Origin of the sequence: Gracilibacillus orientalis (genome assembly GCF_900114645.1) — a bacterium.
GTDB lineage: Bacteria > Bacillota > Bacilli > Bacillales > Amphibacillaceae > Gracilibacillus > Gracilibacillus orientalis.
This window is the reverse complement of the sequence record NZ_FOTR01000001.1, coordinates 1-26,720: the sequence shown is the minus strand read 5'-3', so window position 1 is coordinate 26,720 and position 26,720 is coordinate 1. Positions and strand designations below refer to the sequence as shown.

At 35.0% G+C, this 26,720-nt stretch carries 21 protein-coding genes; 11 read left to right on the top strand and 10 right to left on the bottom strand.

Features of this window, described 5'->3' with window-relative positions:
• The first annotated feature begins 64 nt into the window (after positions 1–64).
• From BM121_RS00110 to BM121_RS00080, 7 genes are all read left to right on the top strand, one after another.
• Complete coding sequence (locus BM121_RS00110; protein ID WP_091479319.1) at positions 65–982, top strand: dihydrodipicolinate synthase family protein; 918 nt, start codon at positions 65–67, stop codon at positions 980–982.
• A gap of 14 nt (positions 983–996) precedes the next feature.
• On the top strand, positions 997–2,031 hold the full coding sequence (locus BM121_RS00105) for a TRAP transporter substrate-binding protein (protein WP_091479316.1): 1,035 nt from the start codon (positions 997–999) through the stop codon (positions 2,029–2,031).
• A 120-nt stretch (positions 2,032–2,151) separates the two neighbouring features.
• On the top strand, positions 2,152–2,655 hold the full coding sequence (locus tag BM121_RS00100) for a TRAP transporter small permease (RefSeq protein ID WP_091479312.1): 504 nt from the start codon (positions 2,152–2,154) through the stop codon (positions 2,653–2,655).
• Positions 2,656–2,671: 16 nt separating this feature from the next.
• Positions 2,672–3,940 carry a TRAP transporter large permease gene (locus BM121_RS00095; protein ID WP_091479308.1) on the top strand — a complete coding sequence of 423 codons (1,269 nt, stop codon included), beginning with the start codon at positions 2,672–2,674 and terminating at the stop codon, positions 3,938–3,940.
• An 18-nt stretch (positions 3,941–3,958) separates the two neighbouring features.
• On the top strand, positions 3,959–4,912 hold the full coding sequence (locus BM121_RS00090; protein WP_245780689.1) for a phosphoglycerate dehydrogenase: 954 nt from the start codon (positions 3,959–3,961) through the stop codon (positions 4,910–4,912).
• Between the two features lie 273 nt (positions 4,913–5,185).
• Complete coding sequence (locus tag BM121_RS00085) at positions 5,186–5,368, top strand: aspartyl-phosphate phosphatase Spo0E family protein (protein ID WP_091479300.1); 183 nt, start codon at positions 5,186–5,188, stop codon at positions 5,366–5,368.
• Between the two features lie 207 nt (positions 5,369–5,575).
• Complete coding sequence (locus BM121_RS00080) at positions 5,576–5,764, top strand: hypothetical protein (RefSeq protein ID WP_091479297.1); 189 nt, start codon at positions 5,576–5,578, stop codon at positions 5,762–5,764.
• Positions 5,765–5,987: 223 nt separating this feature from the next.
• Here BM121_RS00080 and BM121_RS00075 read toward each other — a convergent pair whose 3' ends face one another.
• The 5 genes from BM121_RS00075 to BM121_RS00050 all read right to left on the bottom strand — a co-directional run bounded on the left by BM121_RS00075 (position 5,988) and on the right by BM121_RS00050 (position 11,910).
• Positions 5,988–6,653 carry an N-acetylmuramoyl-L-alanine amidase family protein gene (locus BM121_RS00075; protein ID WP_091479294.1) on the bottom strand — a complete coding sequence of 222 codons (666 nt, stop codon included), beginning with the start codon at positions 6,651–6,653 and terminating at the stop codon, positions 5,988–5,990.
• A gap of 26 nt (positions 6,654–6,679) precedes the next feature.
• Entirely contained in the window at positions 6,680–7,465 is a 786-nt protein-coding gene (locus tag BM121_RS00070) for a polysaccharide deacetylase family protein (RefSeq protein WP_091479292.1), read from the bottom strand.
• A 172-nt stretch (positions 7,466–7,637) separates the two neighbouring features.
• Entirely contained in the window at positions 7,638–9,443 is a 1,806-nt protein-coding gene (locus tag BM121_RS00065) for a sensor histidine kinase (protein ID WP_091479291.1), read from the bottom strand.
• Positions 9,440–10,120, bottom strand: a complete 681-nt coding sequence (locus BM121_RS00060; RefSeq protein ID WP_091479289.1) for a response regulator transcription factor — start codon at positions 10,118–10,120, stop codon at positions 9,440–9,442. Before BM121_RS00060 ends, BM121_RS00065 begins: the two co-directional genes overlap by 4 nt.
• A 788-nt stretch (positions 10,121–10,908) precedes the next feature.
• Positions 10,909–11,910: an LLM class flavin-dependent oxidoreductase gene (locus tag BM121_RS00050; protein WP_091479288.1), complete on the bottom strand. Its 1,002-nt coding sequence runs from the start codon at positions 11,908–11,910 to the stop codon at positions 10,909–10,911.
• 391 nt (positions 11,911–12,301) lie between these two features.
• Here BM121_RS00050 and BM121_RS00045 point away from each other — a divergent pair, with 391 nt between their 5' ends.
• From BM121_RS00045 to BM121_RS00035, 3 genes are all read left to right on the top strand, one after another.
• On the top strand, positions 12,302–12,622 hold the full coding sequence (locus BM121_RS00045) for a hypothetical protein (RefSeq protein WP_091479287.1): 321 nt from the start codon (positions 12,302–12,304) through the stop codon (positions 12,620–12,622).
• A gap of 223 nt (positions 12,623–12,845) precedes the next feature.
• Positions 12,846–15,968: a hybrid sensor histidine kinase/response regulator gene (locus BM121_RS00040; protein ID WP_091479285.1), complete on the top strand. Its 3,123-nt coding sequence runs from the start codon at positions 12,846–12,848 to the stop codon at positions 15,966–15,968.
• 310 nt (positions 15,969–16,278) lie between these two features.
• The gene (locus BM121_RS00035) at positions 16,279–17,187 is read left to right on the top strand and encodes a sensor domain-containing diguanylate cyclase (RefSeq protein ID WP_091479283.1); all 909 of its coding nucleotides are present in this window, start codon (positions 16,279–16,281) and stop codon (positions 17,185–17,187) included.
• Here the strand turns inward: BM121_RS00035 and BM121_RS00030 are convergent.
• From BM121_RS00030 to BM121_RS00010, 5 genes are all read right to left on the bottom strand, one after another.
• Positions 17,168–17,401, bottom strand: a complete 234-nt coding sequence (locus tag BM121_RS00030) for a hypothetical protein (protein ID WP_091479280.1) — start codon at positions 17,399–17,401, stop codon at positions 17,168–17,170. The two genes, BM121_RS00035 and BM121_RS00030, sit on opposite strands and share 20 nt — an antisense overlap.
• A 47-nt stretch (positions 17,402–17,448) precedes the next feature.
• On the bottom strand, positions 17,449–18,297 hold the full coding sequence (locus BM121_RS00025; RefSeq protein WP_091479278.1) for a carbohydrate ABC transporter permease: 849 nt from the start codon (positions 18,295–18,297) through the stop codon (positions 17,449–17,451).
• Positions 18,297–19,190, bottom strand: coding sequence for a carbohydrate ABC transporter permease (locus tag BM121_RS00020; RefSeq protein ID WP_091479275.1), 894 nt, complete (start codon positions 19,188–19,190; stop codon positions 18,297–18,299). The genes BM121_RS00025 and BM121_RS00020 overlap by 1 nt, the downstream gene beginning before the upstream one ends.
• Before the next feature lie 71 nt (positions 19,191–19,261).
• Positions 19,262–20,548 carry an ABC transporter substrate-binding protein gene (locus BM121_RS00015; RefSeq protein WP_091479272.1) on the bottom strand — a complete coding sequence of 429 codons (1,287 nt, stop codon included), beginning with the start codon at positions 20,546–20,548 and terminating at the stop codon, positions 19,262–19,264.
• A 287-nt stretch (positions 20,549–20,835) separates the two neighbouring features.
• Complete coding sequence (locus BM121_RS00010; RefSeq protein WP_175495247.1) at positions 20,836–21,678, bottom strand: AraC family transcriptional regulator; 843 nt, start codon at positions 21,676–21,678, stop codon at positions 20,836–20,838.
• A 675-nt stretch (positions 21,679–22,353) separates the two neighbouring features.
• Between BM121_RS00010 and BM121_RS00005 the strand changes: the two genes are divergently transcribed.
• Positions 22,354–26,720: SpaA isopeptide-forming pilin-related protein (locus tag BM121_RS00005; protein ID WP_091479267.1), on the top strand; the 4,367-nt coding region annotated here is incomplete at its 3' end.

Here is a 26,720-nt window from a genome sequence, read left to right as displayed (position 1 = left end):
AGAAGAAATAATATTTTATAAAGAACAATGAGAAACTTTAACAATAATAGAGGAGATTTTTATAATGAAAAAAAAGTTATATGGTGTAACAACTGCAATGGTCACTCCATTCAACAAAGATGGAAGCGTTAACTTAAATAAAGTGGCGAACTTAACAGAATTTTTAATTGAAAAAGGTGTTCACTGTTTATATCCACTTGGAACAACAGGAGAAATGATTAAATTATCTGTAGATCAAAGGAAAACTATAGCAGAAACAGTTGTAAAAACCGCTAACAATAGAGTTACTGTTTATATCCATGTTGGGGATGTTAATTTTGAGAATACATTAGAATTAGCACAACATGCACATGAAATAGGAGCAGATGGTATTGGTGTCGTAACACCCATCTATTTTGGTGTGAATGATCAAGAAATGGAGCAATTTTATGTGAAGATTTCGCGGAGTTTACCAGAAGACTTCCCGATTTACTTATATAGTATTCCTCAATGTGCTGCAAATGAGCTAAACATTGAAGTAACGAAAAAGATTGCTGCACAGTGTAAGAACATTGTTGGAATTAAATTCAGCTATCCGGATTTTACTTTGACAAGTAAATATTTAGAAGTAAACAAAGGTAATTTTGACGTAGTATTTGGTCCAGATCACTTGTTCTTGCCAGCTCTATCATTAGGATGTGAAGGTACCGTTTCAGGGATTTCTGGTGTTTATCCGGAACCGTTTGTAGCGATATATAATGCATTCAAAGCGGGAGATCTCCAAAAAGCAAAAACATTACAAAGAATTGCAACTAAATATTGTAATGCATTAAAGAATGGTAGCAATATGTCATATTTCAAAGAGGGTCTTCGATTACGTGGGGTTGATGCAGGTGAAATGAAAACACCTCATATCAATATTGATGATAAAGAAATTGAAAAATTAAAAATACAACTTGAGCAAATTGATAATGAGTTTTTTCTTAATATAAATAAAAAATGAAAAGAGGGCTAAAAATGAAAAAAATAATTCAAGGTGTCTTATTTATCACACTAATTTTGTTCGTTGTTGGATGTGGAGCAAATGATTCAAGTGGTGCGGCTGGAGATAATGATCAAGAAGGTCAAGAACAGTATACAGTACGAATTGCTGGAGGAGCAGTAGGCCCTGAACACTCTTTGACAAAAACCTTTAACTTTCTAAAAGAGGAATTGGAAGAAAAATCTGATGGTCGATTCAAAGTAGACTTAAATGTAGCTGGAGAGCTTGGTGAAGATAGAGAAATTATCGAAGCGATACAGATGGGAGAAGTACATTTAGCTTCCCCTTCTCCTGCAGCATTAGGTGGATTTAATGATTCTGTTGCGATTTTGGATATGCCTTTCCTTTTTACTAATCGCGAAACTGCATATGAAGTGTTAGATGGAGAGCCAGGTCAAATGATTTTAGATTTATTAGAAGAGTCTGGCATTAAGGGTCTTGGATATTTTGAAAACGGATTCCGAAACGTAACTAACAATCTTCAACCAATAGAATCTGTTGAAGATTTTAATGATTTATCCATTAGAACAATGCAAAATCAAACACACATTAGTGCATGGGAATTATTGGGTGCCAATCCAACACCGCTAGCATTTGGAGAGTTATATTCTGCCCTCCAACAAGGTACAGTGGATGGTCAAGAAAATCCATTCGGATTAATTCTAGCTAATAAATTTTATGAAGTACAAAAGTATTTAACCGTAACCAACCATGTTTATGCACCTAATGTCGTCATTACAAATAATGAATTCTATGATTCTTTACCTGATGACCTGCAAACTATCTTCGATGATGCGATAAGTGCAGCCATCGATACTAATAGAGAACTAGCTCAAGAAGAAGAAGTGACTGCTAGACAAGCATTGGAAGATGAAGGTATGGAAGTCTATGAGTTCACACCAGAACAGCTTGAGGAAATGCAAGAAATTACATTGCCTGTATATGAAGAATTCAAAGACCAAATTGGCGCAGATATTGTAGATAAATTCTTAGCAGCTTCTCGTGAATAATAGATAAAAAAGAAGAATGGGAAGTATTATGATCTTCCTATTCTTCTTTCTTAAAATATGTTGTAGGAAGAACGAAGACTTACAAATGATTCAAAGCATGATTGAGTAGGAGGTCTAAAAATGACCATTATAAAGAAATTGAACCAACATATTGAAGAATGGATTCTAGTTACGTTACTTATCATTTCATTGACTTCCATTACCTTACAAATATGTATGCGATTTATCTTTGATAATTCATTGGCATGGTCTGAGGAATTAGCTAGATATTGTTTTGTTTGGCTTATCTATATAGGTATCGCATATGGTGTTAAAAAATCGAGGCATATTTGTTTAGATATTGTATATGACCTAGTGCCTGTTCCCGTTAAGAAAATAATGATTATCCTTTCCTATATCCTGATTGGTCTATTTGCTGTTGTCGTTATTTACTATAGCTACTTTATGATCGAACAAATAGCCAACTTCGGGCAAAAAAGTGCAGCAATGAGAATTAATATGATATACGTATATTTGTCAGTCCCAGTTGGTATGGTTTTAACGTTAATACGAGTTACTCAAAATATTATTCGTGTCATCAAAGATGGAGACATTACAGAATTACAAGAGGACGAATTGCTATAAAAAAGGGGGGGTTAAAGTGACTGCATTATTGTTATTTGTTTCATTTATCATTTTTATGCTTGTTAGAGTTCCGATTGGTTTTTCACTTGGTCTGGCTTGTCTAGTAACTATTTTTTACACGGGTTCTGTATCACCTCAATATTTAGTGCAAGGTTTAGTAACATCAGCTGATTCCTTTCCATTAATGGCTATACCGTTTTATATATTGGCTGGCGAAGTAATGGCGCAGGGTGGTATATCAAAGCGATTGTTCGGATTTGCCAAAATATTTGTTGGTAATATTACCGGTGGACTAGCTATTGCTACTGTCATTACATGTATCTTTTTTGCTGCTATTTCTGGTTCTGGTCCAGCTACGGTTGCAGCAATTGGGGGCATGGTTATTCCACTAATGGTTAAGCACGGCTATGATAAGAAGTTTGCTACCGCAATTATTGTAGCAGCAGGTACGATCGGGGTTATCATCCCGCCAAGTATTCCAATGGTTATTTACGGTGTATCAGCTTCAGCATCTATCGGAGATATGTTTTTGTCCGGTATTATTCCCGGTTTAATTGTTGGATTACTGTTAATTCTTTATAGCTACTTTTATTCAAAACTTCATAATTATGAAAAAGACGTAGAAACTTTTTCTTTTAAACGGTTAGGGAACGAGTTTAAAGAAGCAGCATGGTCATTGGCTATGCCTGTTATCATCCTTGGTGGTATTTATGGTGGGGTTTTTACTCCAACAGAAGCTGCCGTAGTGGCAACAGTGTATGGTTTGATCATTGGTGTCTTTGTATATCGAGAGTTAAATTTATCAAAATTGTACAATGTTTTTAAAGTATCGTCATTAACAACAGCAGTTATTTTAATCATTACTGGTACCGCAACTTTCTTTGGTAGAATCCTTTCTATCGAAAATATACCTGAAATGGTAGCAACAGCACTAACAAGTCTTTCAGATAATCGAACCGTTTTATTATTGTTAATCATCCTATTTCTATTGTTTGTTGGAACATTTATGGATGTTATTGCATCTATCATTATTCTTACCCCTATCTTATTACCGGTTGCAACGGAAATCGGAATCGATCCAATTCACTTCGGGATCATTCTTGTTGTAAGCTTAGCGATTGCATTGATTACACCGCCAATCGGGGGAAGCTTGTTCGTTGGAATAGGAATCTCGAGATTATCTATCTGGGAGTTGAGTAAGGCCATTGTACCAATGTTTTTCTTAATGATATTAGCACTTGTGATCGTAGCTTTCTTACCACAGGTCAATCTATTATTACCATAATTAATTGGAGGAATGAAAATGAAGGTCTTAGTAACAGCAACGAATTATTCGACATTATGTGCCGAAGCTAAACAATTACTGGAACAAAACGGATGTGAAGTAGTAGAAAATCCACATGATCGTCCGATGACATTTAATGAACTGCAAGAAGTAGTATCTGATATTGATGCTGTCGTAGCAGGAGTAGATACTTGGAATGAAGAGGTGTTTCGGTTAGCTCCGCGGTTAAAAGTTATCTCCAGATTTGGTGTAGGCGTTGACAATATTGATCTTGAGAAAGCGAAGGAGTTTGGCATCCAAGTAACAAATGCACCAAGGTTAAATTCCAACGCTGTAGCGGAACTTACTATTAATTTAATTTTAAACGCATTACGAAATACATCAAATTTGCACGTTTCTACTAGACAAGGAAATTGGGAACGTTTTGTGGGAACGGAGCTGCAAAATAGAAGTGTCGGTTTATTAGGATTTGGCAATATTGCCCAAAATATAGCGGGAAAATTACAAGGGTTTGATGTAAATATTTATGCCTATGATAAATTTCCAAATGAAGATGTTGCCAAAAAGTTGAATGTACAATTTATCGATTACGAAGAGATATTAAATAAATGTGATGTTGTCAGCATGCATTTACCATTATTAAATGATACACACCATTTTATGGATGATGATAAATTTAGTCAGATGAAACCAGAAGCTTACTTTGTAAATACGTCACGGGGCCCTTTAGTAGACGAAAAAGCATTATATCGTGCGTTGAATGAAGGGAAGTTAGCCGCAGCAGCTATCGATGTTTATGAGGAAGAGCCAACAAGTAAGGATAATCCTTTATTTACGTTGGACAATGTAATCACAACTCCACACACTGCTGCAGAAACTTATGAAGTATATCACAACGTTAGTCTGATGACAGCAAAAGCAATTTTGGAAGTAAAAGCAGGAAATAAACCAAGAAATTCACTCAATGAGTAAGGTAAAGGATAAGTGGAAAGTTGGAGGTCTTATGGCAAAAGAGCCTGTACTCTCTACTACCGTAGATGGCATTCCTGTTGTAAATAAAATTACAGCAGGGGATGAATAGGAAAAGAGTTAAACGATGTTTCCTGGGATTATTTCTGGAGATTATTCTGTATAAAAGAAGGAATATTAAGTGCTGAAGAAATAGAAGAGCATATTTCTCACATTATCCCTGAAGTGAGAAGTAAATAAAAAAATTTTTTATCATAGGCGAGGGGCTGTTTAGCTATGAATAAGGGTGAACGAGATGATATTAATTTAAAATTGCTCTCAGAACGAATAGAACAGATGCGAGATGAATTGGTAAATATAGGATTTTTAGATGGTTTAACAGCTCCGACTACTATAAAATATAGTAAACTACTAGACGAAAAAATAGAAACTTTTCAGAAGATTATTAAGGAAAAATAGAAGTTAACTCACTCTTCCTATCTTTACCGCTAATTGTTGAAGAATGCAGAAGTGATCAGCTACAAATAAAAGTGTTATTTTTTGAAAAATAGTAATCCTCTCCTTACTTTCAAAGTTTTGTTATCCTTTTCATTTTTTGTTATATTAAACTGTGAAAGTTGCTAATTAGATTGATGTTTAATATGAGTTTCGGAGGACTTGCGTATCATGATGAACAAAGTCAGTATTGTTACAAGTATTATTACAATGATAGGATCAGTAATACTAGGTACTCTGAGTTTTAATAACACTGGGTTCGGGTTACTTACAATAGCATTCATTTTGTTTTTTATCTCTTCAACTCGTTCATTAATTCAAGACTTGAAAGACGAAAAAACAAAAATTACTAATAATTAAGAATGAAAATAAAGGATACCAATCACTTTGGTTTTGTGGTTGGTATCTTTTTTTGAATGCATCAAAAGAGAATAAATGAATAATTCTATTGAAAAAGAAAGCGCAGGCTGAAAATTCAATTTCAATTCTGCGCTCTCATAGCAATTAAGTCCAAAAGTCATCTCAAGCAAGAAGAACAAAATTTTGTGAAGTTTCAAATATTATATTGAGATGATTTCTACCTTTATTTTAAGTATTCTTTGATTCCATCATTAATAGCTTCTGCCACAGATTGTTGAAAATCTTCTGTTAGCAATATTTTTTCCTCTTCTGGGTTCGTTAAATAACCTATTTCAAGTAAAACTGCAGGCATAGAAGTATCTTTTAACACAAAAAAATTTTCTTTCTTCACACCACGATTCTGAAAACCTGTTGTTTCTGAAACATGTCTGTGTATTATATTCGCCAATCGTTTCGAATTTTTATGGTAATAAAATGATTCAGTACCAGAAACAGAAGGGTCTGTAAACGTATTTCCATGTAATGATATATATATATCGGCACCTATGTCATTGGCAAAATTAGGCCTTTCCCGAGCTTCTGCTGATAGAAAAACATCTTCTTCTCTCGTCACGTATGCCTCAAGTTGTGGTTCATCTTCCAATAAAAATGAGATCTTTTTAGCTAGACTTAATGTAAAATCTTTTTCGTATGAACCACTAGCACCGATAGCACCAGGATCTTCACCGCCATGTCCAGGGTCAATGACAACTTTATATTTTTCTCCTTTTGAGGAAATCTTAGGAGTTTCTGTCTCATTGGATGTTTCAGGTTCTAGTTTGTCGGTTAGGGTAAAATACAATATACCTACAAATAAACATAATATAAAAATTCGAATCCATTTTTTCATTTAATACTCGCTCCTTGTTTGTAATTTTAATTTTGTGATGAGTTCAGTGAATGACAACGGTCATAACAGCTAAAGTTATATGGTTCGATGTTTTCACCGATTTTCTTTGTTTGAAATCCGTTTTCAGATAAATAGGTTAATAGCAATGACAAGTGGTTCGCAGTCTCTTCTTGATCATGCATCAGAACAATCGAGGTTTCCTCTGCACTAGCTAAATTTTCAATTTGATTCACAATGGAATCTATATATTTATCCCCCGATAATGACCAATCACTACTGTCAACATTCCAATCCCATAAATGAAATCCATTGCTATCTAAAACTTCTCGATAAGATTCTGTTAAATAAGGGATACTTCCATAAGGTGTTCGGATCAATTTGGAACGAACGTCGGTAATATCTTGAAGGGTTTCCTGAGCAGTGATCATTTCTTCGAGAGCAGATTGTTCCGAAGTATAAAATTGATTTACGTCATGCGTAACACCGTGTATTCCCAAACCATGACCGTCTTCTGCGATTCGTTTAACTACATCTGGATACTTCCTCATTGCAGGCTCTAACATAAAAAACGTTGCCTTGGCGTTAAATTGACTGAGTGTGTCCAAAATATTCTTAGTTACAGAAGTAGGTCCATCATCAAAGGTTAGGTAAACACCTTTTCCTGTATCTTCTGAATTCAATTGTTGTTTACCTGCTGATGATATTATTTCGTTATTCTCTTTAAGTTCGATTTGATACGTAACTTCTTCACTTTGACAGGCAGAAATAATAATTAGAAAAGCGAAGTAGATAATAATACTAATCTTCTTCATATAAAAACCCTCAATTCTATGTTGTTTATCTTCTGTTGATAGATTAGTATAGTAAAATAAAGATCAGATAAAGATAAAATGTATTTAAGCTAAAGATTGAATCAAACTAAAAAAAACATTCCCTTAATACTTCAAAAGGTATTAAAGGAATGGTTTATCCACAAAAAGATTATTATTTTTTATTTAAGTAAAAGTAAAAACAGACTCCTTTTTTTGTATTAATTACGCCAAAAGGAACATGATGCAACTTTAATATATTTTTAGAAATGGCAAGCCCTAAACCTGTACCTTGTTTTGAACGTTGAGATTTTTCGCCTTGATAAAAACGATCCCAAATTTTTTCTAGTTGTTCTTCTTCGATATGACTTCCTTCGTTTTCAACAGTGATCTTAACCTTATCTTCTTCGCTAAGCGTTGTAACTACTATTTTCCCTTTGTCAGGTGTATGTTGAATCGCATTGGAAAGAAAATTTGTAATAACCTGTTCCACTCGATCTTGATTAGCAATTACTTCTACCGAATGAAGATTTAGATTTACGTCAATTTGTTGATCGATTACTTTTAATGATAGTTGATTGTAGACCGAACGAATTAACTCATCAATGAAAAAGGCATTCATTTCGATCTTATATGTTCCTGATTCGTATTTTGCTAATTCGAGCATGTCTGCAATCAGCCGATCCATGCGGTTCACTTCATTTTCCATCGCGTTAAAATAATGGTCTTTCTTCTCTGTTGCAACACCGTCTTGAAGAATTGCCATACAGCTTTTCATAATACTTAATGGTGTTTTCAATTCATGTGATACACCTGCAATGAAATCCTTCCGTGTTTGTTCCAACTGTCTTTCTATCTCAACATCTTGTTGCAGCTGATCAATATAGGACTGCAATGTTGTTGAGAGAAAATTAATATTGTTTGAAAGTTCTCCAATTTCATCTTTTGATTGAACGGTAATTCTCTCGGTGAAGTCCAAATTTCTCATGCTTTTCGTAGCATCATTTATACGTAATAAAGGTCTTGCTATCCCTTTCGAATAGTAAAACGCAGCTAACAAAACTAACGCTACAGCAAACAGAACAATATAAATATAGTACTCTTTAATCATTTGTACGGCTTCATTTACTGGTTGTAAGGAAGCTAACGTATAGAAATAAATCGTTTCACCATTGCTATTTTTTGCTGGATTGACGAGTAACTTATATTGAATATTATCTTGCTCAAAATCCTGTACTTCTGTCTCTACGTTATTATCTAACAAAAGGTTAATCTGAAATTCCTTTAGCTTGTCGGTCAATATTGGATTGGAAAGTATACTATGTGTTACATCTGGTATATGAATATCTTTGACGTGACCATATATCGAAAGAGGAGCTTCATCAAACTCTTCAGCTTCTTGTAAGAGTTGCTTATTTTCCCATAGTGTATAAGAATAGGAGCCTTGCCTATCAAAAAAGCTGTCAATAGTATCATCAGATCTCCAAAACAATTGAAAAGGGTAAATTACATCTTCTTTCTTTACGCCCTGAACTTCAACAGTTGGATATTCATTGAGAATATTCTCTTGATCAATAAGCTCCTCCTGATTGATTAAATAATAAATAGGAATGTTGATCGGTTCATCTTCAATATATTTTCTTTCGGTATTTCTTTTGCTTGTATCTGTAAATATAAATGCTCTGTCTAGTTCAATAAAATAGTCTTCTGTGCCTTTTATGTTGCCATTTTCATCTAACACTACAATCCAAGCATTGTGCTCCTGGTAAAAGTCTTGTTCCAATTGTCGCAACCTATCCTCCTCATCAATGTTTAGATATTCTTGACGAAAAGATGCAATAGCTTCGGTTAACTGGTCGACTTTTTTCTCGGCATAAAATCGTTCAAAAAATAAAGTTTGACCGATAAATATAGCTAGTATGATAAACAAACATAATCCTGATGTTAAAAGGAATAACTTCATTACTATTCGATTTTTCATGATTTTTCCTCAAATTTATAGCCAGCTCGTACCATTGTTTTAATTTGCTTTGCACTTGTCCCAAGTTTATTTCTTAAATTTCGCATGTGTGTATTGATTGTTCGATCATCTCCATCATACTCATATCCCCATACTTGATTGATTAATTGTTCCCTAGTTATAACAATATTTTTATTCATCATTAAATACGTTAATATTTCAAATTCAGTATGTGTTAATGCTATTTGTTTTCCATCAACTTTTACTGAATGAGATTGAAGATTTACTTCAATATGTTGACTAGTCAATGTATGCTCGTTTTTGTTTGGAGTGGGAGAATGAGATGTCAGTAATCGTTTGGCTCTTGCCAATAATACACGTGGGCTATAAGGTTTTGTGACATAGTCATCTGCACCTAATTCAAAACCTAATAATGTATCTTCTTCATCTGATCGAGCTGTCAATATAATGATAGGAACAACAGACTTTTCACGGATTCTTTTACAGACTGACCATCCATCTAACTTAGGCATCATAATGTCTAAAATAATTAAGTCAACGCTGAAGTTTTCAAATAAATCTATTGCCTCTGTACCATCCCTTGCTTCCAAAACATCACACCCAGCATCTAAGAAATAATCTTTACTTATTTCCCGTAAAATATGTTCATCTTCAACTATTAAAATTGTTTTTTTCATTTGAAATGTCTCCTATAGATATTTTGCTTTTATCCGTATTTTAAGTGCTTTAATTCTAACAAATAGTAACAAAAAAATGTAAAGATAAAATAAAGATTAATGGCAATGGATAGGGGAAATTGCATTAAAATCGGAAAAAGGGGGGATAAAATGAGTTTCTCTCGTTTTATGTATAAGTATTCAACGCAATAATGGTTCGGTAATGGTTCTGTTTTTATTGGTTCTAGTAGTGAGGCAAATGAATCGCTGGAAGAAACCACATCAGCATCCATAAGACTCGATGATTAATAAAGAATGCCCGTATTGCTGCTTATCCATTCCAAATCGAGCTGTCATTTGTCCCAATTGTTCCTCATCGCGTGAGAAGAAACAATCCGCAGAAAGAACCACGTACCCACGTTTGAAGATAAAGTAATTCACCTCACCATGTTGAATTATACTTTCAATTTTTTATTTGGCTCAGGTGCGATTAAAGAGAATATTGAGCTTCTTTATTAGGACTTCACTGAAATGATTTTATTGCTTGTAATCACCTATTCATTTTTTATATAAGTACCAAAATAGCCTCTACATTCCATGTTTTTAGTACTTAAAATAGCTTTAAGTACCATTTTTCCTCTATCAAAATTTAATTTGGTACTAAATACTGTGTTAAGTACCAAATTAGGTTACCAAAACGTAAATTTGGTACTTATTTAGGAATTGTGATGTTAAGTTATTGTTTAAAAAGAGCGCAGGGAAGGAATTATCATTCCAACTCTGCGCCTGTTAATGAAGATTAGATTTTATTAGTTACCATCAACCACTTCTTTTAATATTTGATAAGATTTTTTTTGTTTTTCTGTATCATATATATAAGAAATGGCCATTAGTTCATCTACTTGGTATTTCTCTTGGAAATTTGTTAATTGTTCGCGAATCGATTCTTTACTACCTTGCAGTACGGCACTTGCCATAGAGGAAACAACGTTCTTCTCTTGCATGGTCCATAACTCATCCATATTTTTCACTGGAGGGCTTAATGGAGTTTTTGCTCCTTGAACCACATTTAAGAAAAATTGTTGCATGGTAGTTGATTCAAATTGTGCTTCCTCATCTGTTTCTGCTGCAATCACGTTCAGACAAACCATCATATATGGTTTATTTAAATATTGGGATGCTTGAAACTCTTTCCGATAAATAGAAATAGCCTCTTCCATGTGTCTTGGTGCAAAATGAGAGGCAAACACATAAGGTAAGCCCAGTTTTGCTGCTAAATGAGCAGAATCAGGTGATGAACCAAGAATATAAATCGGAATATTTGTGTTAATGCCAGGAAATGCTTTGACATATCCTTGTTGTTCTTCTGCACCAAAATAGGTTAATAATGATTGTACATCTTTTGGAAACGTATTGACTGGATCCTCTTTAGACCTTCTTAAGGCACTTGCCGTTAACTGGTCTGTTCCCGGAGCTCTACCTAATCCTAAATCTAAACGATCTGGATATATCGTTGCCATAGTACCAAATTGCTCGGCAACTGTTAATGGTGCGTGATTTGGAAGCATTACACCACCTGAACCAACTCGAATCTTCTTAGTATTGTCAAGTGTATGTTTCATTAAAATGGTTGTCGCTGAACTAACTAATGTTGTTGTATTATGATGCTCGGCTATCCAATATCTTTCATAGCCCATTTCATCAACAGCTTGTGCTAGTTCTACCATTTGGTCAATTGCTTCTTTCGGTCCATTTCCCTTGCGAATCGGGACTAGGTTAAGGACAGAAACAGGTATATTTATATTTGTCATACTTCATTTCCTTTCTTCAGTAACTTACCGTTCTATCGTAACAATAACCGTTATAGAAGAGTATTAATTTGCTTGGAGATCAAGTTTAACAAGCTCTAAGTTAACCTATCGGAACACGGGAACATATGAGGACAACCCACAGACCATGCAAAAATAGAAGAATTGTTAATGCAATAATAAATTTGGTAGTAGCTCTGCTGTCACCAATTTATCTCGGTGCTAATTGTCTTTAACGTGGCCTCAGCTTATAATTAATAGAGGCATAAAATTGAAATACTTTTCTCAGCATCTCGCTTTGATTCTTGTTGGTTCATGAGTTTAAAGTACCCTTACGATGCGAATCTACGTTATAGTAATATTAAAAATACATTAGACTGAAGGAGTTCTATGATTGGGAGTCTATATAAAATTTTACATTATAACTCATGTTAGATACTGGTATATTTATGTAGCAAATCTACTAGTCATGTTGTTTGCGTTTATTGCGTCGCTTCTGGCAACTAGATATCTTGATGCGTTAACAGGTGATTTGAACATAATGAAATTTCTATCAGTATTAGTTTTTGCTGTAATTTCAAGTTTATTAATGTGGATTCCGAACATTACAGCAGCCCGTAAATATGAAGGTCCTGTTGTACTATTGGCTATCATGAATCAACTTTTTTCATTTGCTATATTTTATTTCATAGGATACATACTTTATTTTGGGTGAATGAAAACCTTGCAGGGGATTTTCTATGCAAGGTTAGAAAAAGGGGAACAAAAACGAACATCAAACTTAATGTCCTTGTTTTGTCATAAATCGCGAGTAGCGTTCTCTTTTGGAAACGCTTTTTCGTTGTCATTTCAAGGCTGTTTGATTAGTGTGATTATGATAGAATTAGTTTATTGACGGTACGTGGTGCAACTCTGATAGTAAAAGCGGGGAGAGTCAGTTGAAGTTTAAACATAAGCTATACTTATTAGTTTTTATCGTTACCTTATTCATGATATTGGTGATAGATGATAGCAGTATTTTCGCGGAACAGATAGATTCATCGCGGGCAATTGATTTTAGTAATGAGTTTCACACGGATGAATTTTATACAGATCTAGATGGAGAATGGAGTTTCTTTGAAAAAAAATTGCTAACTCCTGGTGAAGTGAAAGAACAATTAATAAATGGAAATGGAAGAGCAGTTACACTTCCAGATTCATTTGAGACACAAACGGGGGAAGTTAATTCATTTGGCACATATAGCACAACAATCAAAATCCCTGAAGAATATGTGGGGGAAACATTAGCTATCTATATTCCCTATCAATACAGTGCTTATACACTTTATATTGATCAAACAGAGATTTCTGAAAATGGTGTGGTGGGAGAGAATTCAGCCTCACATACTGCTGAAATGGCTCCGGAAACAGGTTATTTTATTGCGCAATCGGATGAAGTATTACTTACGATGCAAGTTTCTAGCTTTGATCATATTCGAGGTGGATTTGAGAACTCGATTTATTTAGGGGAAGCCTCGGTTGTTGCTCAAAAATTTAATACGAAGATGATCGTCACGCTTTTTATTAATGGCAGTATATTTATCATAGGTTTGTTTATGGTTTTATTTGCTTGGTATCGCAGACAGGAGCATTTGTTTCTTATATTCGGCTTGTTTGCTATGCTCATATCAGTTCGTGCTTTATTTTCTGTTCCGTTTTATTATACGTTGATATTTTTAGACATGCCTTGGCTCTGGGGGACTAGGTTAGAATATATTTTAACAGAGGCGACTTCGATGTTTTATGTTATTTTATTATGGAAATGGCATGAAAAGGAGTTTTCTAAGAAAATAATGTACGGGCTAGTTGCTGTACATGTATCGCTTATTGTTATCACCTTATTTACACAACCTGTATTTTTTCAAACTCTATTTTTCAATGTGTTTTATCTAACCATCCCTACTTTTTTCTATGTGATTTATGTTATATCTAAGAGTATTCGCAATAACAACCGCTATGCAAAAATAAATCTAATCGGAATGGGGCTCATATTTCTAGCGTTTTTTAATGACTTTGCGATAGGGCAGAATTGGTATCAGTCATTCCCATTGATGTTGCCAGCGGTTGGTGCCTATGTAATGATTCATGTTATTTTGATGAGTAAAGGCTTTGCAGATTCGGTTCGGAAGACAGAGCAGCAAAACAAGCAACTTATCGATCTAAATGCTTCAAATGAAGATCTTGCTGTTGAACTTCAAAAAGAAATTAAGCAAAAGGATGATTTTCTTGCCAATACATCCCATGAACTGCGGAATCCATTGCATGGCATTATTAACATCGCGCAATCTATTTTGCACAACAGACCTGAACAGATGGATGAAAAAACGCAAAGTGATTTGAAACTTCAACTGACAATTGGACATCATATGTCACGGACTTTGGAAGATTTATTAGACATTACCCGCTTGAAAGAACATAGGATTCACCTGCAAAAAGAGCGTCTGGACCTTCAAAGTATCACTAACGTTGTTGTAGATATGCTCAAAGTTCTTATTGGAAAGAAAAATATCCAAATGGAGGTCCGAATACCGAGCGATTTTCCAGGTGTAGCAGCGGATAAAAACCGGCTGATTCAAATTTTGTTTAATCTTCTTCATAATGCGGTGAAATTTACCGATGAAGGCATCATTACCATCGAAGCTGAGATACACGAGGGAAAAGCCCAAATTCATATTACTGATCAAGGCATCGGAATGGATAAAAAAACACTACGTACGATTTTTGAAGCCTATAAACAAGGTGATTCCAGTATAACAGCAATTGGAGGTGGCCATGGTCTCGGCCTCAACATTTGCAGGCAGTTAGTGGAAATGCATGGTGGGAAAATAAATGCAAGTTCTGTCTTGGGTGAAGGTTCCGTATTTACGTTTACCTTACCTCTAGCGGAAGGCTCTTTTGAAGAGAGCGAAGAAAAAACAACAATTACACCAATGGATATGAGCGAATTTCCTATTAAAGAAACACCAATTGCTATGAATCATGCAATGATAAAAGCATTTATTAAGAACACTCCCGTCTCTTACAGACCAAGAATTTTGGCTGTCGATGATGATCCAGTGAATTTACAAGTGTTAACGAACATTCTTTCGAAAGATCAATATATGGTAGAGACCGTTACTAGTGGAAAAGAAGCATTAAAACAATTAGAAGGGCAGGAATGGGATTTAATTATTTCGGATGTGATGATGCCGAACATGTCTGGGTATGATTTAACTGGTTCTATTCGGGAGAAATTCTCCATATCTGAACTGCCTATTCTTCTTTTAACCGCACGAAGTAACCAAGAGGATGTCTATACTGGGTTTTTATCAGGTGCAAATGATTACGTCACCAAACCAGTCGATGCAGTGGAGTTAAATGTTCGGGTTCAAGCTTTAACGAATTTACAAGCATCCGTCAATGAACGGATAGAGATGGAAGCGGCATGGCTTCAAGCACAAATTCGTCCTCACTTTTTGTTTAATACACTGAATGCGATTGTTTCATTGAGTGAGATAGATACGTCGAGAATGACCCGTCTTCTTGAAAATTTCACACATTTTTTACAGAGTAGTTTCTATCTAAAAAACGTAGACAAGGTCTTTCCTCTTAAAGATGAACTAGATTTGGTTGAGTCTTATTTATATATTGAAAAAGAACGATTTAAAGATCGACTCCGTATAAATTGGGAGGTAGATGAAGTGGAAGATGTTATGATTCCGCCTTTAACTATCCAAACATTGGTAGAAAATGCTGTAAATCACGGTGTGTTAAAGCGATCCGGTGGAGGTCTCATAACAATACGTATCCTTAAAGGAGACGGTTATACGGAAATTTCCGTGGCCGATGACGGTGTTGGTATGGACGAAGAAAAGATTAATGAAATCTTCAACATTCAACCTGATCGAAAAAAAGGTATTGGACTAGTCAATACCGAGCAACGTTTAAAGGGGCTATATGGCAAAGGCCTGCATGTTAATAGCACACCAGGTTTGGGAACAACCATGATATTTACTGTGCCAGAAACTTCGGATCGGACATGACCTCCTTTCGCACGTAGTTTGAAAATTTACCATAATAGAGCGTATAGTAATTAGTATTAAGACGGACATTGATTTTGGACATCTGTTCTTCTGTTTAGCAAAATAGAAGTTGATTTCTTAGGATTTTAAGGAAATAATCAACTAGATGTCCCCCTGATTTAAAGGGATTGTCGCATCTTCTTTTTGTTAATTTGTTATAATAAGTGAATAAGTAAGAGTAAGGAATCCTCTGGTTAGTAATTTATAAAAGAATTATATAGAAGTAACAATAGTTATGGTAGAAAACAATGGATGGAAGCAGGTGATTTAATTGGAAGAAAAGGTAGTTCAGGATCTACTAGAGTTAGTCAATCAATCATTTGAAGATAAAAAACTTTATCTAGGTAAAACAACAGACGAAACATTTTCGATAGTGAAAATGTTAGGAAACGATGGTAGCCAACAAGAAGCGTTTAGGAATTTTACTATGGATCTTAAAGAATCCTTTTGTCAGCTTATCTATCTTGGTGAACAAAAATCATTAATAATTAATGATATAAGTAAACATCCTGTTACGAGTGAGTTGGCTTTGACAGCTAAAGCAAATGTAGGCTCTTATATGGGTGTACCTGTTTTTTATAAAGATGGGGAAATGTTTGGGACTCTTTGTGTAGTAGGCGCAGAAACGGGATCCTTTTCAGAGAGGGATAAAGAGACGCTTGAAAAATTCTCTCGTCTATTTTCCTATGTACTAGAGCTTGAAAGATTAGCAAGTATTGATAGTTTAACAAACTTGCATAATAGACATTATTTGTATGAAAATTTCCCGAAAATGAAAAATAAAAAAGCAGTCATGTTACTGGACTTAGATAATTTTAAAGAAGTTAATGACACATATGGTCATGATGTGGGCGATTTGGTGTTAAAAGAAGTTGCCAGTCGAATTAATAAGCAAATTGAAAGTAATGATATATTAGCTCGAGTTGGCGGGGATGAGTTTGCCATTGTGATTACGAAGGAAAATAACAAAACTTTGGAAGATATTGCTAACGACATAATTGATGTTTTATCGGAATGGAGCAATTTCCCTGTTACTGTGTTGATTTCTGCAAGTATCGGAATATGTATGATCAATGAAGATAATGCGACAAATATCCACATAGCATTAAAAAAGGCCGACACTGCTATGTATGAAGCGAAAAGGAAAGGGAAGTCTACTTTTATTTTTGGCACTGATTAAAGATGGAACCAATGCTCTTTTTCGTGGGCTTGTTGCTTCTTCCTTGGAATTCTAGTTCTCTTCCTTGGAAAAATGCACCGCTTCCTGGGAATTCTCTTTCTCTTCCTGGGAAAAGTGCTGCTGTTCCTTGGAAATATTCATTATTCCAAGGAAGAATGACACTTTTCCCAGGAACAAAAACACGAACATCAAGTTGATGTTCGTGTTTTGTCATAATTCGAGTACTTCTGTTCTGGTCTCTATCTAAAAACAATTTTCCATCTAACCTTTTGTTGAACCAGCAGTAAGGCCACTCACTAAATATTTTTGAATAAAGGTAAAAACTATGGCAATCGGTATAATAATTAATATAGCAGCTGCCATTAAACGACCCCAGTCTACAATCCATAAGCCCATAAAATTAAATACACCAGTTGATAAAGTCCTCATTGAATCGTCTGACACAAATGTGAACGTTAGTACAAATTCACTCCATGCGTGAACTAGTGCGTAAATACCAGCAGAAACAATTGCAGGGACAGATAAAGGTAACATGATGCGAACAATTAAATAAAATTTATTACATCCATCCAACATGGCAGACTCTTCGATTTCAATTGGTATAGTATCAAAAAAGCCTTTTAACATCCATGTAATAATAGGTACAGCAAAAACTGTATATGATATTATTAAGCCTGTGTATGAGTCTAGTAAACCCAAATTCATCATGATTCGGTATAAAGGGATCATTAATAATACTACAGGTACCATTTGTGCTAATAGCATACCAACTCCGAGTGTTTTGACACCTGGAGATTTGCTTAGTCGGCTCAGAGCATATGCCGCTAGCACTCCGATAAAAATCGACAATAATACACTTCCTACCGAAACAATGACACTATTTAAAAAATAACGAGGAAATTGAGTCTCAAATAAAACAGATCGGAAATTTTCCAATGTTGGATTTGCTGTAAACAGTGTTGGAGTAGGAGATCTCACCTCGTCAGCCGGCTTGATCGCTGTTAAAAAAGCCCAAAATATTGGAAATAAGCTATAAATACTGGCAATTAACAGAAAAAAGTAAGTTACCGTACTCAATAATCTCTTCTTTGTTTTTCTTGATAAATGCATTAATTATCACCCTTTGCTTCTTGCTTATTTTGTAACCAGAAATAAAGTGCCATCATCCCAATTAAAATGACAACCATTAGCACGGAAATAGCTGAGGCAGTTCCATAATGATATTTCATGAAAGCTTCTTTATAAGTCGCAATAGCTAAAGTTTCAGTAGCATTTAATGGGCCACCCTCCGTGAGGATCCAAATGAAATCGAAATTATTAAATGTCCAGATTAAATGTAATACTATTAAAATAATAGAGATACCCTTTAATTTAGGGAATGTAATATTCCAAAATTTTTGAAACATGTTGGCTCCATCTATTTCTGCTGCTTCTAGTTCATTTTTATTGATGGTTTGTAATACAGCTAAAAAAGAAATAGTATAGAAGGGGAAGCTCCTCCACACATTGACCCAAATTACAGAAAACATGGCCGTTGTTTCACTTCCTAACCAATTAATGCTTTGATCAAGAATTCCTATATTCATTAATAAAACATTAATAATTCCATAGTCTGGATTTAACATCCATCTCCAAGTCATACCTGCAACGACGATTGGTACCACCCAAGGAATAATCATAGCTCCTCTGAAAAATGCTCTTCCTTTAATATTCTGATTTAATAATATTGCTGTCCCTAAACCTACAACATATTCTCCACCAACCGATCCAAAGGTATAGACAATACTATTTTTTACGTTTGTCCAGAAGAGAGGGTCTTGCATAACATTGATAAAGTTCTGTAGTCCAATAAAGAGATCGTCCCCAACAATGAGTAAATTGGATTCATAAAAACTCTTAATAAATACATTGATAATGGGCACTAATAGTAAAAGAATTAAAAAGACAACAGCTGGCAACATAAAAACATAAGCTATTGTATGTTTTTTTAAAAAACTGATCATTATAACACTCCTTCATAGTAGTGAAATGATAGAATTCAGTTAAGTTTGATAACTGAATTCTATCTGTCATGTTATTCGCTTAGCAGATTATTTTCTTCAAGCGATTGGTTAATTTGATCAGATAGCCATATAGCTGTTTCTTCTGGTGTAGTGTCACCTAATAAAACTTTTTGAATAGATTCTGTCATGGCATCAATGATACCTCCCATTGGTACAGCTGGCCATGATCTTCCATGTTCAGCGATTTCTGTGAAGGCAACATTCCATTCACCTTCTGAATCCATATCGTTGCGAATTGTTCGGTTCCCCTTAGCATAGATGCTTTGCCCTTCTTTAGAACCCATCCATTTTAAAAATTCTAAAGCGGCTTCTTTTTGATCAGAATCTTCGAAAACATACCATTGTGCAACCTCCAGGAATGTAGCAGGAGTTTCATTGTATGGAGGTACACCATCAACCCTAACATCCTCCATGCCTTCAGGTTGCTCTTCTTCATATCCTTGAATCCAAGGACCATTTTGCGTAATGGCCACTCTTCCTTGTGCAAAGTTTTGATCTAGTTCTTGATAACCCCAACTAGTTTGATTTTGTGAGATGATACCTTGTTCAAGCATATCTTTATAGAATTGGAAAACTTCTGTTGCTCTTTCTAATTGGCTTTCGTCTTCTTGCCAAGTGTTCTGGTATGCTCCGTCACTAATCTCCTCTGCAATTTCAAGGTTGTTTGACCACATATAAACTGCTAGTTCTTGAGGTGCTCGTGCTGAAGTAGCACTAATTCCGAACGGATTCTCTATCCCAGCTTCTTTTAATTCCTTACCAACAGTTAAAAGGTCCTCCCAAGTTTCAGGTAACGCAACATCAGCTTCATTGATAATATCTTCATGATACATTCTGGCTCTTGTTCCAATATAACTAGGAAAAGCGACAATTTCTTCATTCATTGTTACACTATCCCACACTGCTTGAGGTACACTATCTTTTTCGTCCCATTCATTAACAAAATCCGTTAAATGATGTAGTGTGCCCATGGAATTAAGATCTGCCATCCATTCGGCTAATCCTTGAGCGATATCTGGCGGATTGCCATTTGCTGATGATGTAGTTAATTTTTGTTTTAGCTGTTCATATGGTAGTACTTGTACATTAATATTCACTTCTTGGTTTAGTTCTTGATATTTTTCAATTGCATCGTAATAGCCGCTACGATCTTCACCTTGATCAACATTCCACCAGACTTCTAAGGTTGTTCCGTCACCATTATCGCTTGATCCATTAGACTCGCTACTTGAACTATCATTTGATGAGCAACCAACTGATATGAAAATAATCAATAATAACAAAAGATATTTTTTCATTTTCGCACCTCCACTTTATTTTAGAAATCACCATGCCGGATGTCTTTACAAATTTCTAACTTAGTTTATTGTCTATTCGTAAAGATTACTGCGATATTCGGAAATTCTTGGACGGATTCTATGTCACTTATTAACCCCTTGTAAAATCAACACTGTTTTCCTGATAAGGGGAATTTTGAAATTGATGGTAAATCCCTCCCTGCTATGTGTTTAACCTAAATATAACACCGATTAAATAATAGCGCTTTCATTTTTCTGACAATTAAAATGGAGAGTTGTATAAAATTCTAACTTTTTAAATCTTGAAAGTACTCTCTATATTTAGAAGGGGATAAACCAGTGAATTTTTTGAATATATTGCTGAAATATTGACTAGTATTAATCCCCACATAGTTTGATATTTCCGTTACTGGTATCTCTGTATTTACCAACAGCATCTTTGCTTTTTCAATCCGTAGCTTTGTTATATATTCGGTAATGGTTATTTTCATAGATTGCTTAAAGATACGGTGCAAGTAGCTCGGGTGCAAATGTACGACTTTTGCTAAATCTTGTACTTTTATTTCATAATCATAATTTTCATGGATGTAAGCAAGTACTTGATTAATGAAATACTCATTTGCTGCATTTATATGTTCCTTTTGATCTGTTCTATTTTTGGCCACGGAGGTTAATAATTGAATAAATAAAATATCTATAATTAACTCATTTCCGGGTATTTTATGGTCCAGTTCTAAAACAAGTGAGCGTAAATGATTGTAAACATAATCGACATCTTTTAAAACAAAATACTTTTCATCATCCAAAAACATCTCCATTAATCTTTCATCATGCTTCATTAAAGTATTAATATTTGTAAAATGATTTCTATCTTTTCTCCACTCAAATTCTACATTCAACATTCGACAGGGATGTTTTTTTTCTACAATTAACCGGTGTGGGACATTACTATGGATAAATATATATTGATTTTTACGTAGTTCAACAATTTTATTATCTATCTCCACCTTACACTTTCCTTTGATTACATACATAATTTCGATCGCACGATGTTCATGTAAATTCATGTTGTATTCTTGCCATTCCTTGTAATAATAATAAACTGATTCTGGAAAAGTTTTTAATTTCACGTTAAACACCACCTGTATATGGGATTGGTAGGAAATAGTGATAGTAATTCCTGAATCCATTATACAATGTTATATGAATTGGTGGAGGTGTTAGACAAGTGATAACGCTATGTAAGGTGAATAATATGGGTGAAGTTAGAAGAATTTGTTCGTGTAGAACTAGAAGTAATTCAATAAAATAACGAAGAAGGGAAACTATCGAATTTCATCGTGCTCTGATGTGTTTGGGTAGTTTTTGTAACGTATAAATGAATATATGAAAATTTCTTAACAATTCCTCAATCTGGTCAGTTATAAGACAGAGTTGGGGAACGTTAGTCATGTCAAAGTTATACACTATTTACCAATGGTCTTATTTAATCATTTTACAATTAATCCCACCTATTTTACGCTACCAAAAAACTAGATAAAAACCTAAAATTTTACAACAAAACACAAAAAGATAACGTTTTCACCAGAACTATGGAACTATTTGTCATATATTGTTAAGAAATAGTTTAGTTATAAGGAATAATATTGGAAGTGCAAAACTATAATCTTTTTACTGCGAAGGAGGATAGTTAAATAGAATGTTTGCGCAGGGGGAACCATTGTTTCAACTATAATAGAGTACAGGAACTTTTCATCAAAATCAACTAAAGTGATTAGTTCTGTAACAACTAGGAGGGTTACTCTTTGAAAAAATTCTGTTTGCTGATGATGACTTTTGTCCTTGTATTCACACAATGGGGACAAACAATCCTTCTTGGAAATTCATCAGGCTCAAGTACACAAGGTATTGAAGTAACGCTAGATCCAGATTCCACTACTGAACAAGCAACGTTTAACATTATCAATGAAAATACCGAATCAGAAGTAATCACATTCGTTTTACCAGAGGAATCCTCATACGAGGAAAAGCTCACAAATGAACAGAATGATGAAAGCGTTGACTTCACGTATTCTAAAGAAGATAATACTATATTAATTGAACGAGACATAGAAGAGGAACCAATTACAACTAATTTCGATGTAGTGTTATCTCAATTACCTAATCAAACTTCCATTAAAGTGGGAGAGAGTGATGATAGTCTTGAAGAGTTTCATTTTACTATTAATGACCCAGAAAGTAATGAGATAAAAGAAACAAATGATGAACAAGTAGACGAGCAAGTTGAAGAATCAGAAATAAATCAAGAAGAGACAAAAAATCTTGAGGAACAAGAAAGTTCGACTCAAGAAGAAGGAACAGAAGAAAATAATGATACAGAGATTCAACAAAATTCCACCGAACCATCGGGTATTATTACACCCATGGCTGGTAATTTAAATGCTGATATTGATATTTCTCCTGTTCGAAGTACCACTTTATCTGGTAATGAAGCCAGTTATAATTTGGTATTAAAATTAACTGGTTCTACCACTAATTATACTAATGCTGAAATAAAAGTAGATTTACCTATTACGTCTTATACGGAATTCACACAAAATGTAGATGAACTTACAATTAGTGGTGTAACGCCAGTTTATGATGAAGAAGAACATACATTAACATACCAATTTGATTCTCTTCAGACTGGGAGAACATATGAAACAGAAATAGAAGTGGATACATTAAATGGCATATCACCGGATGGTGCTGAATTAACTGCTAATGCGGCGTTTGAGGCAGATCAACAAGCAAATATTTCAGATGATGCAATGGTTGCTATCAATACTTCTAGTCCTATGGATATTTCTAAAAACTTTAAAGAAGTAGTTGATAGTGATTTGAATTTAGCTTATCCAGGTTCAACTACGTTATGGGAAATCAAATTAGATATACCTAAAAATTCCACTGGACAAATGTATTTAGATGAAAATGGCGAAATTAGCATTACCGATACATTACCTGATGGTCTAAGCTATGATTCTACTATAACTGGACCAGAGCCACAAGAAGACGGTAATAGCTTAACTTGGACATTTGATGTATCAACATTAAACGAACAAGAGCAAGCTGATTCAGAATTGTTTGCTACAACAATCGAAGTATTATTAACGGTAGATGAAGGGACCGAAGATACTACACAACAAAATGATGTCAGCGCTGATATTCCGTTTATTGATGATTCAACGGAAACGATTGAAGCCTTTGACTTTATTGATATTGTAGATTCTGACTCAGCTTCTGGTGATATTGAGGGGAATTGGTATGTACCGAATCACATCGGACCATCAGATGGTCAGGGTAATTTTGGAAATAATCAGACGAAAAACCCGAATCCTGTTGTATATGATGATGCGTTATTAGGTTTTCGACATGGTATTGCCCCGTTACCTGAAAGTGAGTATGGAGATTTCGAGCAGTATACTACTTCATACGATATTGATCCTAATTTGCTTTTTAAAGAATTAAAAACGCCTGGTGGTTTTATTTATAGACCAAATGCAGATCATCCAAAAGATGTTCCGTTAGAAAATGATCCGGTATTTAATATTTTAGCGGTTGTGAACGGAACGGAAGAGCTATTGGTTGAAGATGCAGATATCGACACAATCTATACAAGATCAGATCTAGGATTAGCGGAAGATGATGAAGTGAGTATGATTAAATATGATTTTACTTATGCTCCTTCAGGAATGTTGAATGTCGGGAACCCACAATATTTCTTTGAAGTTGTCTCTGGTTACACTGGTGAAGTAAGAAACGAATTCAATGTTTTTGGTGTAGATGGTAATGGCGATAGTTTTGATCACCATTATGATGAAGAAGATTTAAATCATATTGCTGGTCCTAGAACAGCTCAAATTACGGATACACCAACTTCTCCTCCACCAACAGCATATGTTGGTATCGAATTATTAGAACACCATGGAGGCGAAGTTACTTCTGGCGATAATCGGATGAGAATCAATTTAAATAATATTGATAGTTCGAGTAGAGCAATGGATGGACCTTTAGAGACAGCTGTATTATTACCTGCAGGTGTTACATTAAAGGATGATTCAAATCCGGATTATATTGACGGTGATGGACGTTCAAGCATAGAAACTTCCTCTGCTCAAGGAGGAAACTATGAAATTCTCAGTGATGATTATAATAACAGTGGGCGTCAATTAGTAAAAGTAACCTGGAACGATGACTTATTACGAGTTGGGAACGGTTTATATGCAGAATTAGATGTGAATATTTCAGAAGCAGCGCCTAATACATTATTATTTGATGTTTATGGGTTTTCTGGAGAAAGTGACTTGCTTGTTCCTGACAGTACTGGTTCTGCGATCACCGATACAACCTTGCAAACAGATGAAGAAGACTTGAATCAAAACGGTGATACAGAGGAGCCGAGATTAAAATCTGGTAATGTTTATTCCATTCGTGGCGAGTACAATTTGGAAACGGAAAAATTAGTAAAAGGTGAGCTAGATGAAGAATTTACTTATTTCGGCCAAACTATTCCCGGTGGTCAAATTGATTATCAGTTAAAATTCACGAACACGACTGGTGATGACATTTCCCAAATGACCTTAATGGATGTGTTACCATCAGTTGGTGATTTAGGTATTACAGATAATGTGAATAGAGGTAGTATGTTTACACCTATCATGACGGACTCTATCGTGTTACCTGCAGAGTGGCAGGATAAAGTAGATGTGTTTTATAGCACTGCTAAAAATCCTGAAAGAGATGACTTGATAAGACATACGGACTATCCAGATACGACAACACAACTTTCCAATCCACCCGGTGCAGAAGCGCCTGATTGGATGACTGAGGCAGAAGTAACGGATTGGTCTTCTATTCATTCTTTTAAAATTGAAATGAAAGAAGATGTAGATTGGTTGGAAGGCCAAGATTTGATGATTGAATTTACAATGCAGGCTCCTGAAGCATCTGAGGTTGACATGGAAGTATTAGATTCTACCATAGATCCTGAGCAACGAGCAGCATGGAATTCATTTGCAATGGCTACTGATCATGGACAACCAGTCGAACCACTTCGAGTAGGCGTATATATGGATTTAAATAACTCTGTACAGTTAACGAAGATAGGGGAAGAAGGTGAAACTTTACAAGGAGCACAGTTTACCCTATTAAATGAAGCAGGTCTAGAAATAGAAACGGGATTAACTACTGATGAAAATGGCATTCTTCTTGTAGAGGATCTTCTGCCAGGAACTTATGAATTTGTAGAAACGCAAGCACCTGAAGGTTACCAATTGGATGAGACACCTATTCCGTTTGAGATAGAGTTTGCTCAACAAGAACAAATCGAATTAACGAAGGAAAATGAATATGTTACTGGTTCTGTTGAATTAACGAAAACAGGTGAAGATGGTAACAACTTAGAAGGTGTGGTCTTTGAACTACAAGATGCTGAAGGAGAAACGCTTCAGGAAAATTTAGCTACCGATGAAAATGGTGTTCTTCTCATAGAAGATCTGAAACCAGGTAACTATCAGCTAGTTGAAACAGAAACAATTGCGGGTTATGAGTTAGACAATACACCAATAGAATTTGAAATTGAATTCGGTCCAACAGAAGTGACAGAAGTTAGTTTTGAGAATCCATTAAGTACAGGTTCTGTAGAATTAACCAAAGTAGGTGAAGAAGGAGAAACCCTTGAAGGTGCCGTATTCACCTTAGTTGATGGGGAGGGCGAAGAACTAGAAACAGGCCTTACCACCAACGAAGAGGGAATACTAGTTGTCGAGGATTTGAAACCAGGGAATTACGCATTCATCGAAACGGAAGCTCCTTTTGGTTATCAGTTAGATGCGACACCTATTGAATTTGAAATAGCATTTGATCAACAAGAAATGCTTTCAATGGAGGTAGAAAATAGCCTAACAACCGGTTCTGTTGAATTAACGAAAATAGGTGAAGATGGCAACAACTTAGAAGGTGTGGTCTTTGAGCTACAAAATGCCGAGGGAGAAACGCTTCAGGAAAATCTCGTAACCGATGAAAATGGTATTCTATTGATAGAGGATCTCAAACCAGGTAATTATCAGTTGGTTGAGACAGAAACAATTGCTGGCTATGAATTAGATAGTTCACCAATACCGTTTGAAATTGA

Excerpts from the sequence above, each read along its gene's own strand:
- BM121_RS00030 (WP_091479280.1), bottom strand. The coding sequence starts at position 17,401 with ATGACAAAACACGAACATCAACTTGATGTTCGTGTTTTTGTTCCTGGG.
- BM121_RS00080 (WP_091479297.1), top strand. The coding sequence starts at position 5,576 with ATGATGAACAAAGTCAGTATTGTTACAAGTATTATTACAATGATAGGA.
- BM121_RS00090 (WP_245780689.1), top strand. The coding sequence starts at position 3,959 with ATGAAGGTCTTAGTAACAGCAACGAATTATTCGACATTATGTGCCGAA.
- BM121_RS00025 (WP_091479278.1), bottom strand. The coding sequence starts at position 18,297 with ATGCATTTATCAAGAAAAACAAAGAAGAGATTATTGAGTACGGTAACT.
- BM121_RS00105 (WP_091479316.1), top strand. The coding sequence starts at position 997 with ATGAAAAAAATAATTCAAGGTGTCTTATTTATCACACTAATTTTGTTC.
- BM121_RS00065 (WP_091479291.1), bottom strand. The coding sequence starts at position 9,443 with ATGAAAAATCGAATAGTAATGAAGTTATTCCTTTTAACATCAGGATTA.
- BM121_RS00015 (WP_091479272.1), bottom strand. The coding sequence starts at position 20,548 with ATGAAAAAATATCTTTTGTTATTATTGATTATTTTCATATCAGTTGGT.
- BM121_RS00100 (WP_091479312.1), top strand. The coding sequence starts at position 2,152 with ATGACCATTATAAAGAAATTGAACCAACATATTGAAGAATGGATTCTA.
- BM121_RS00085 (WP_091479300.1), top strand. The coding sequence starts at position 5,186 with ATGAATAAGGGTGAACGAGATGATATTAATTTAAAATTGCTCTCAGAA.
- BM121_RS00020 (WP_091479275.1), bottom strand. The coding sequence starts at position 19,190 with ATGATCAGTTTTTTAAAAAAACATACAATAGCTTATGTTTTTATGTTG.
- BM121_RS00075 (WP_091479294.1), bottom strand. The coding sequence starts at position 6,653 with ATGAAAAAATGGATTCGAATTTTTATATTATGTTTATTTGTAGGTATA.
- BM121_RS00110 (WP_091479319.1), top strand. The coding sequence starts at position 65 with ATGAAAAAAAAGTTATATGGTGTAACAACTGCAATGGTCACTCCATTC.
- BM121_RS00050 (WP_091479288.1), bottom strand. The coding sequence starts at position 11,910 with ATGACAAATATAAATATACCTGTTTCTGTCCTTAACCTAGTCCCGATT.
- BM121_RS00060 (WP_091479289.1), bottom strand. The coding sequence starts at position 10,120 with ATGAAAAAAACAATTTTAATAGTTGAAGATGAACATATTTTACGGGAA.
- BM121_RS00070 (WP_091479292.1), bottom strand. The coding sequence starts at position 7,465 with ATGAAGAAGATTAGTATTATTATCTACTTCGCTTTTCTAATTATTATT.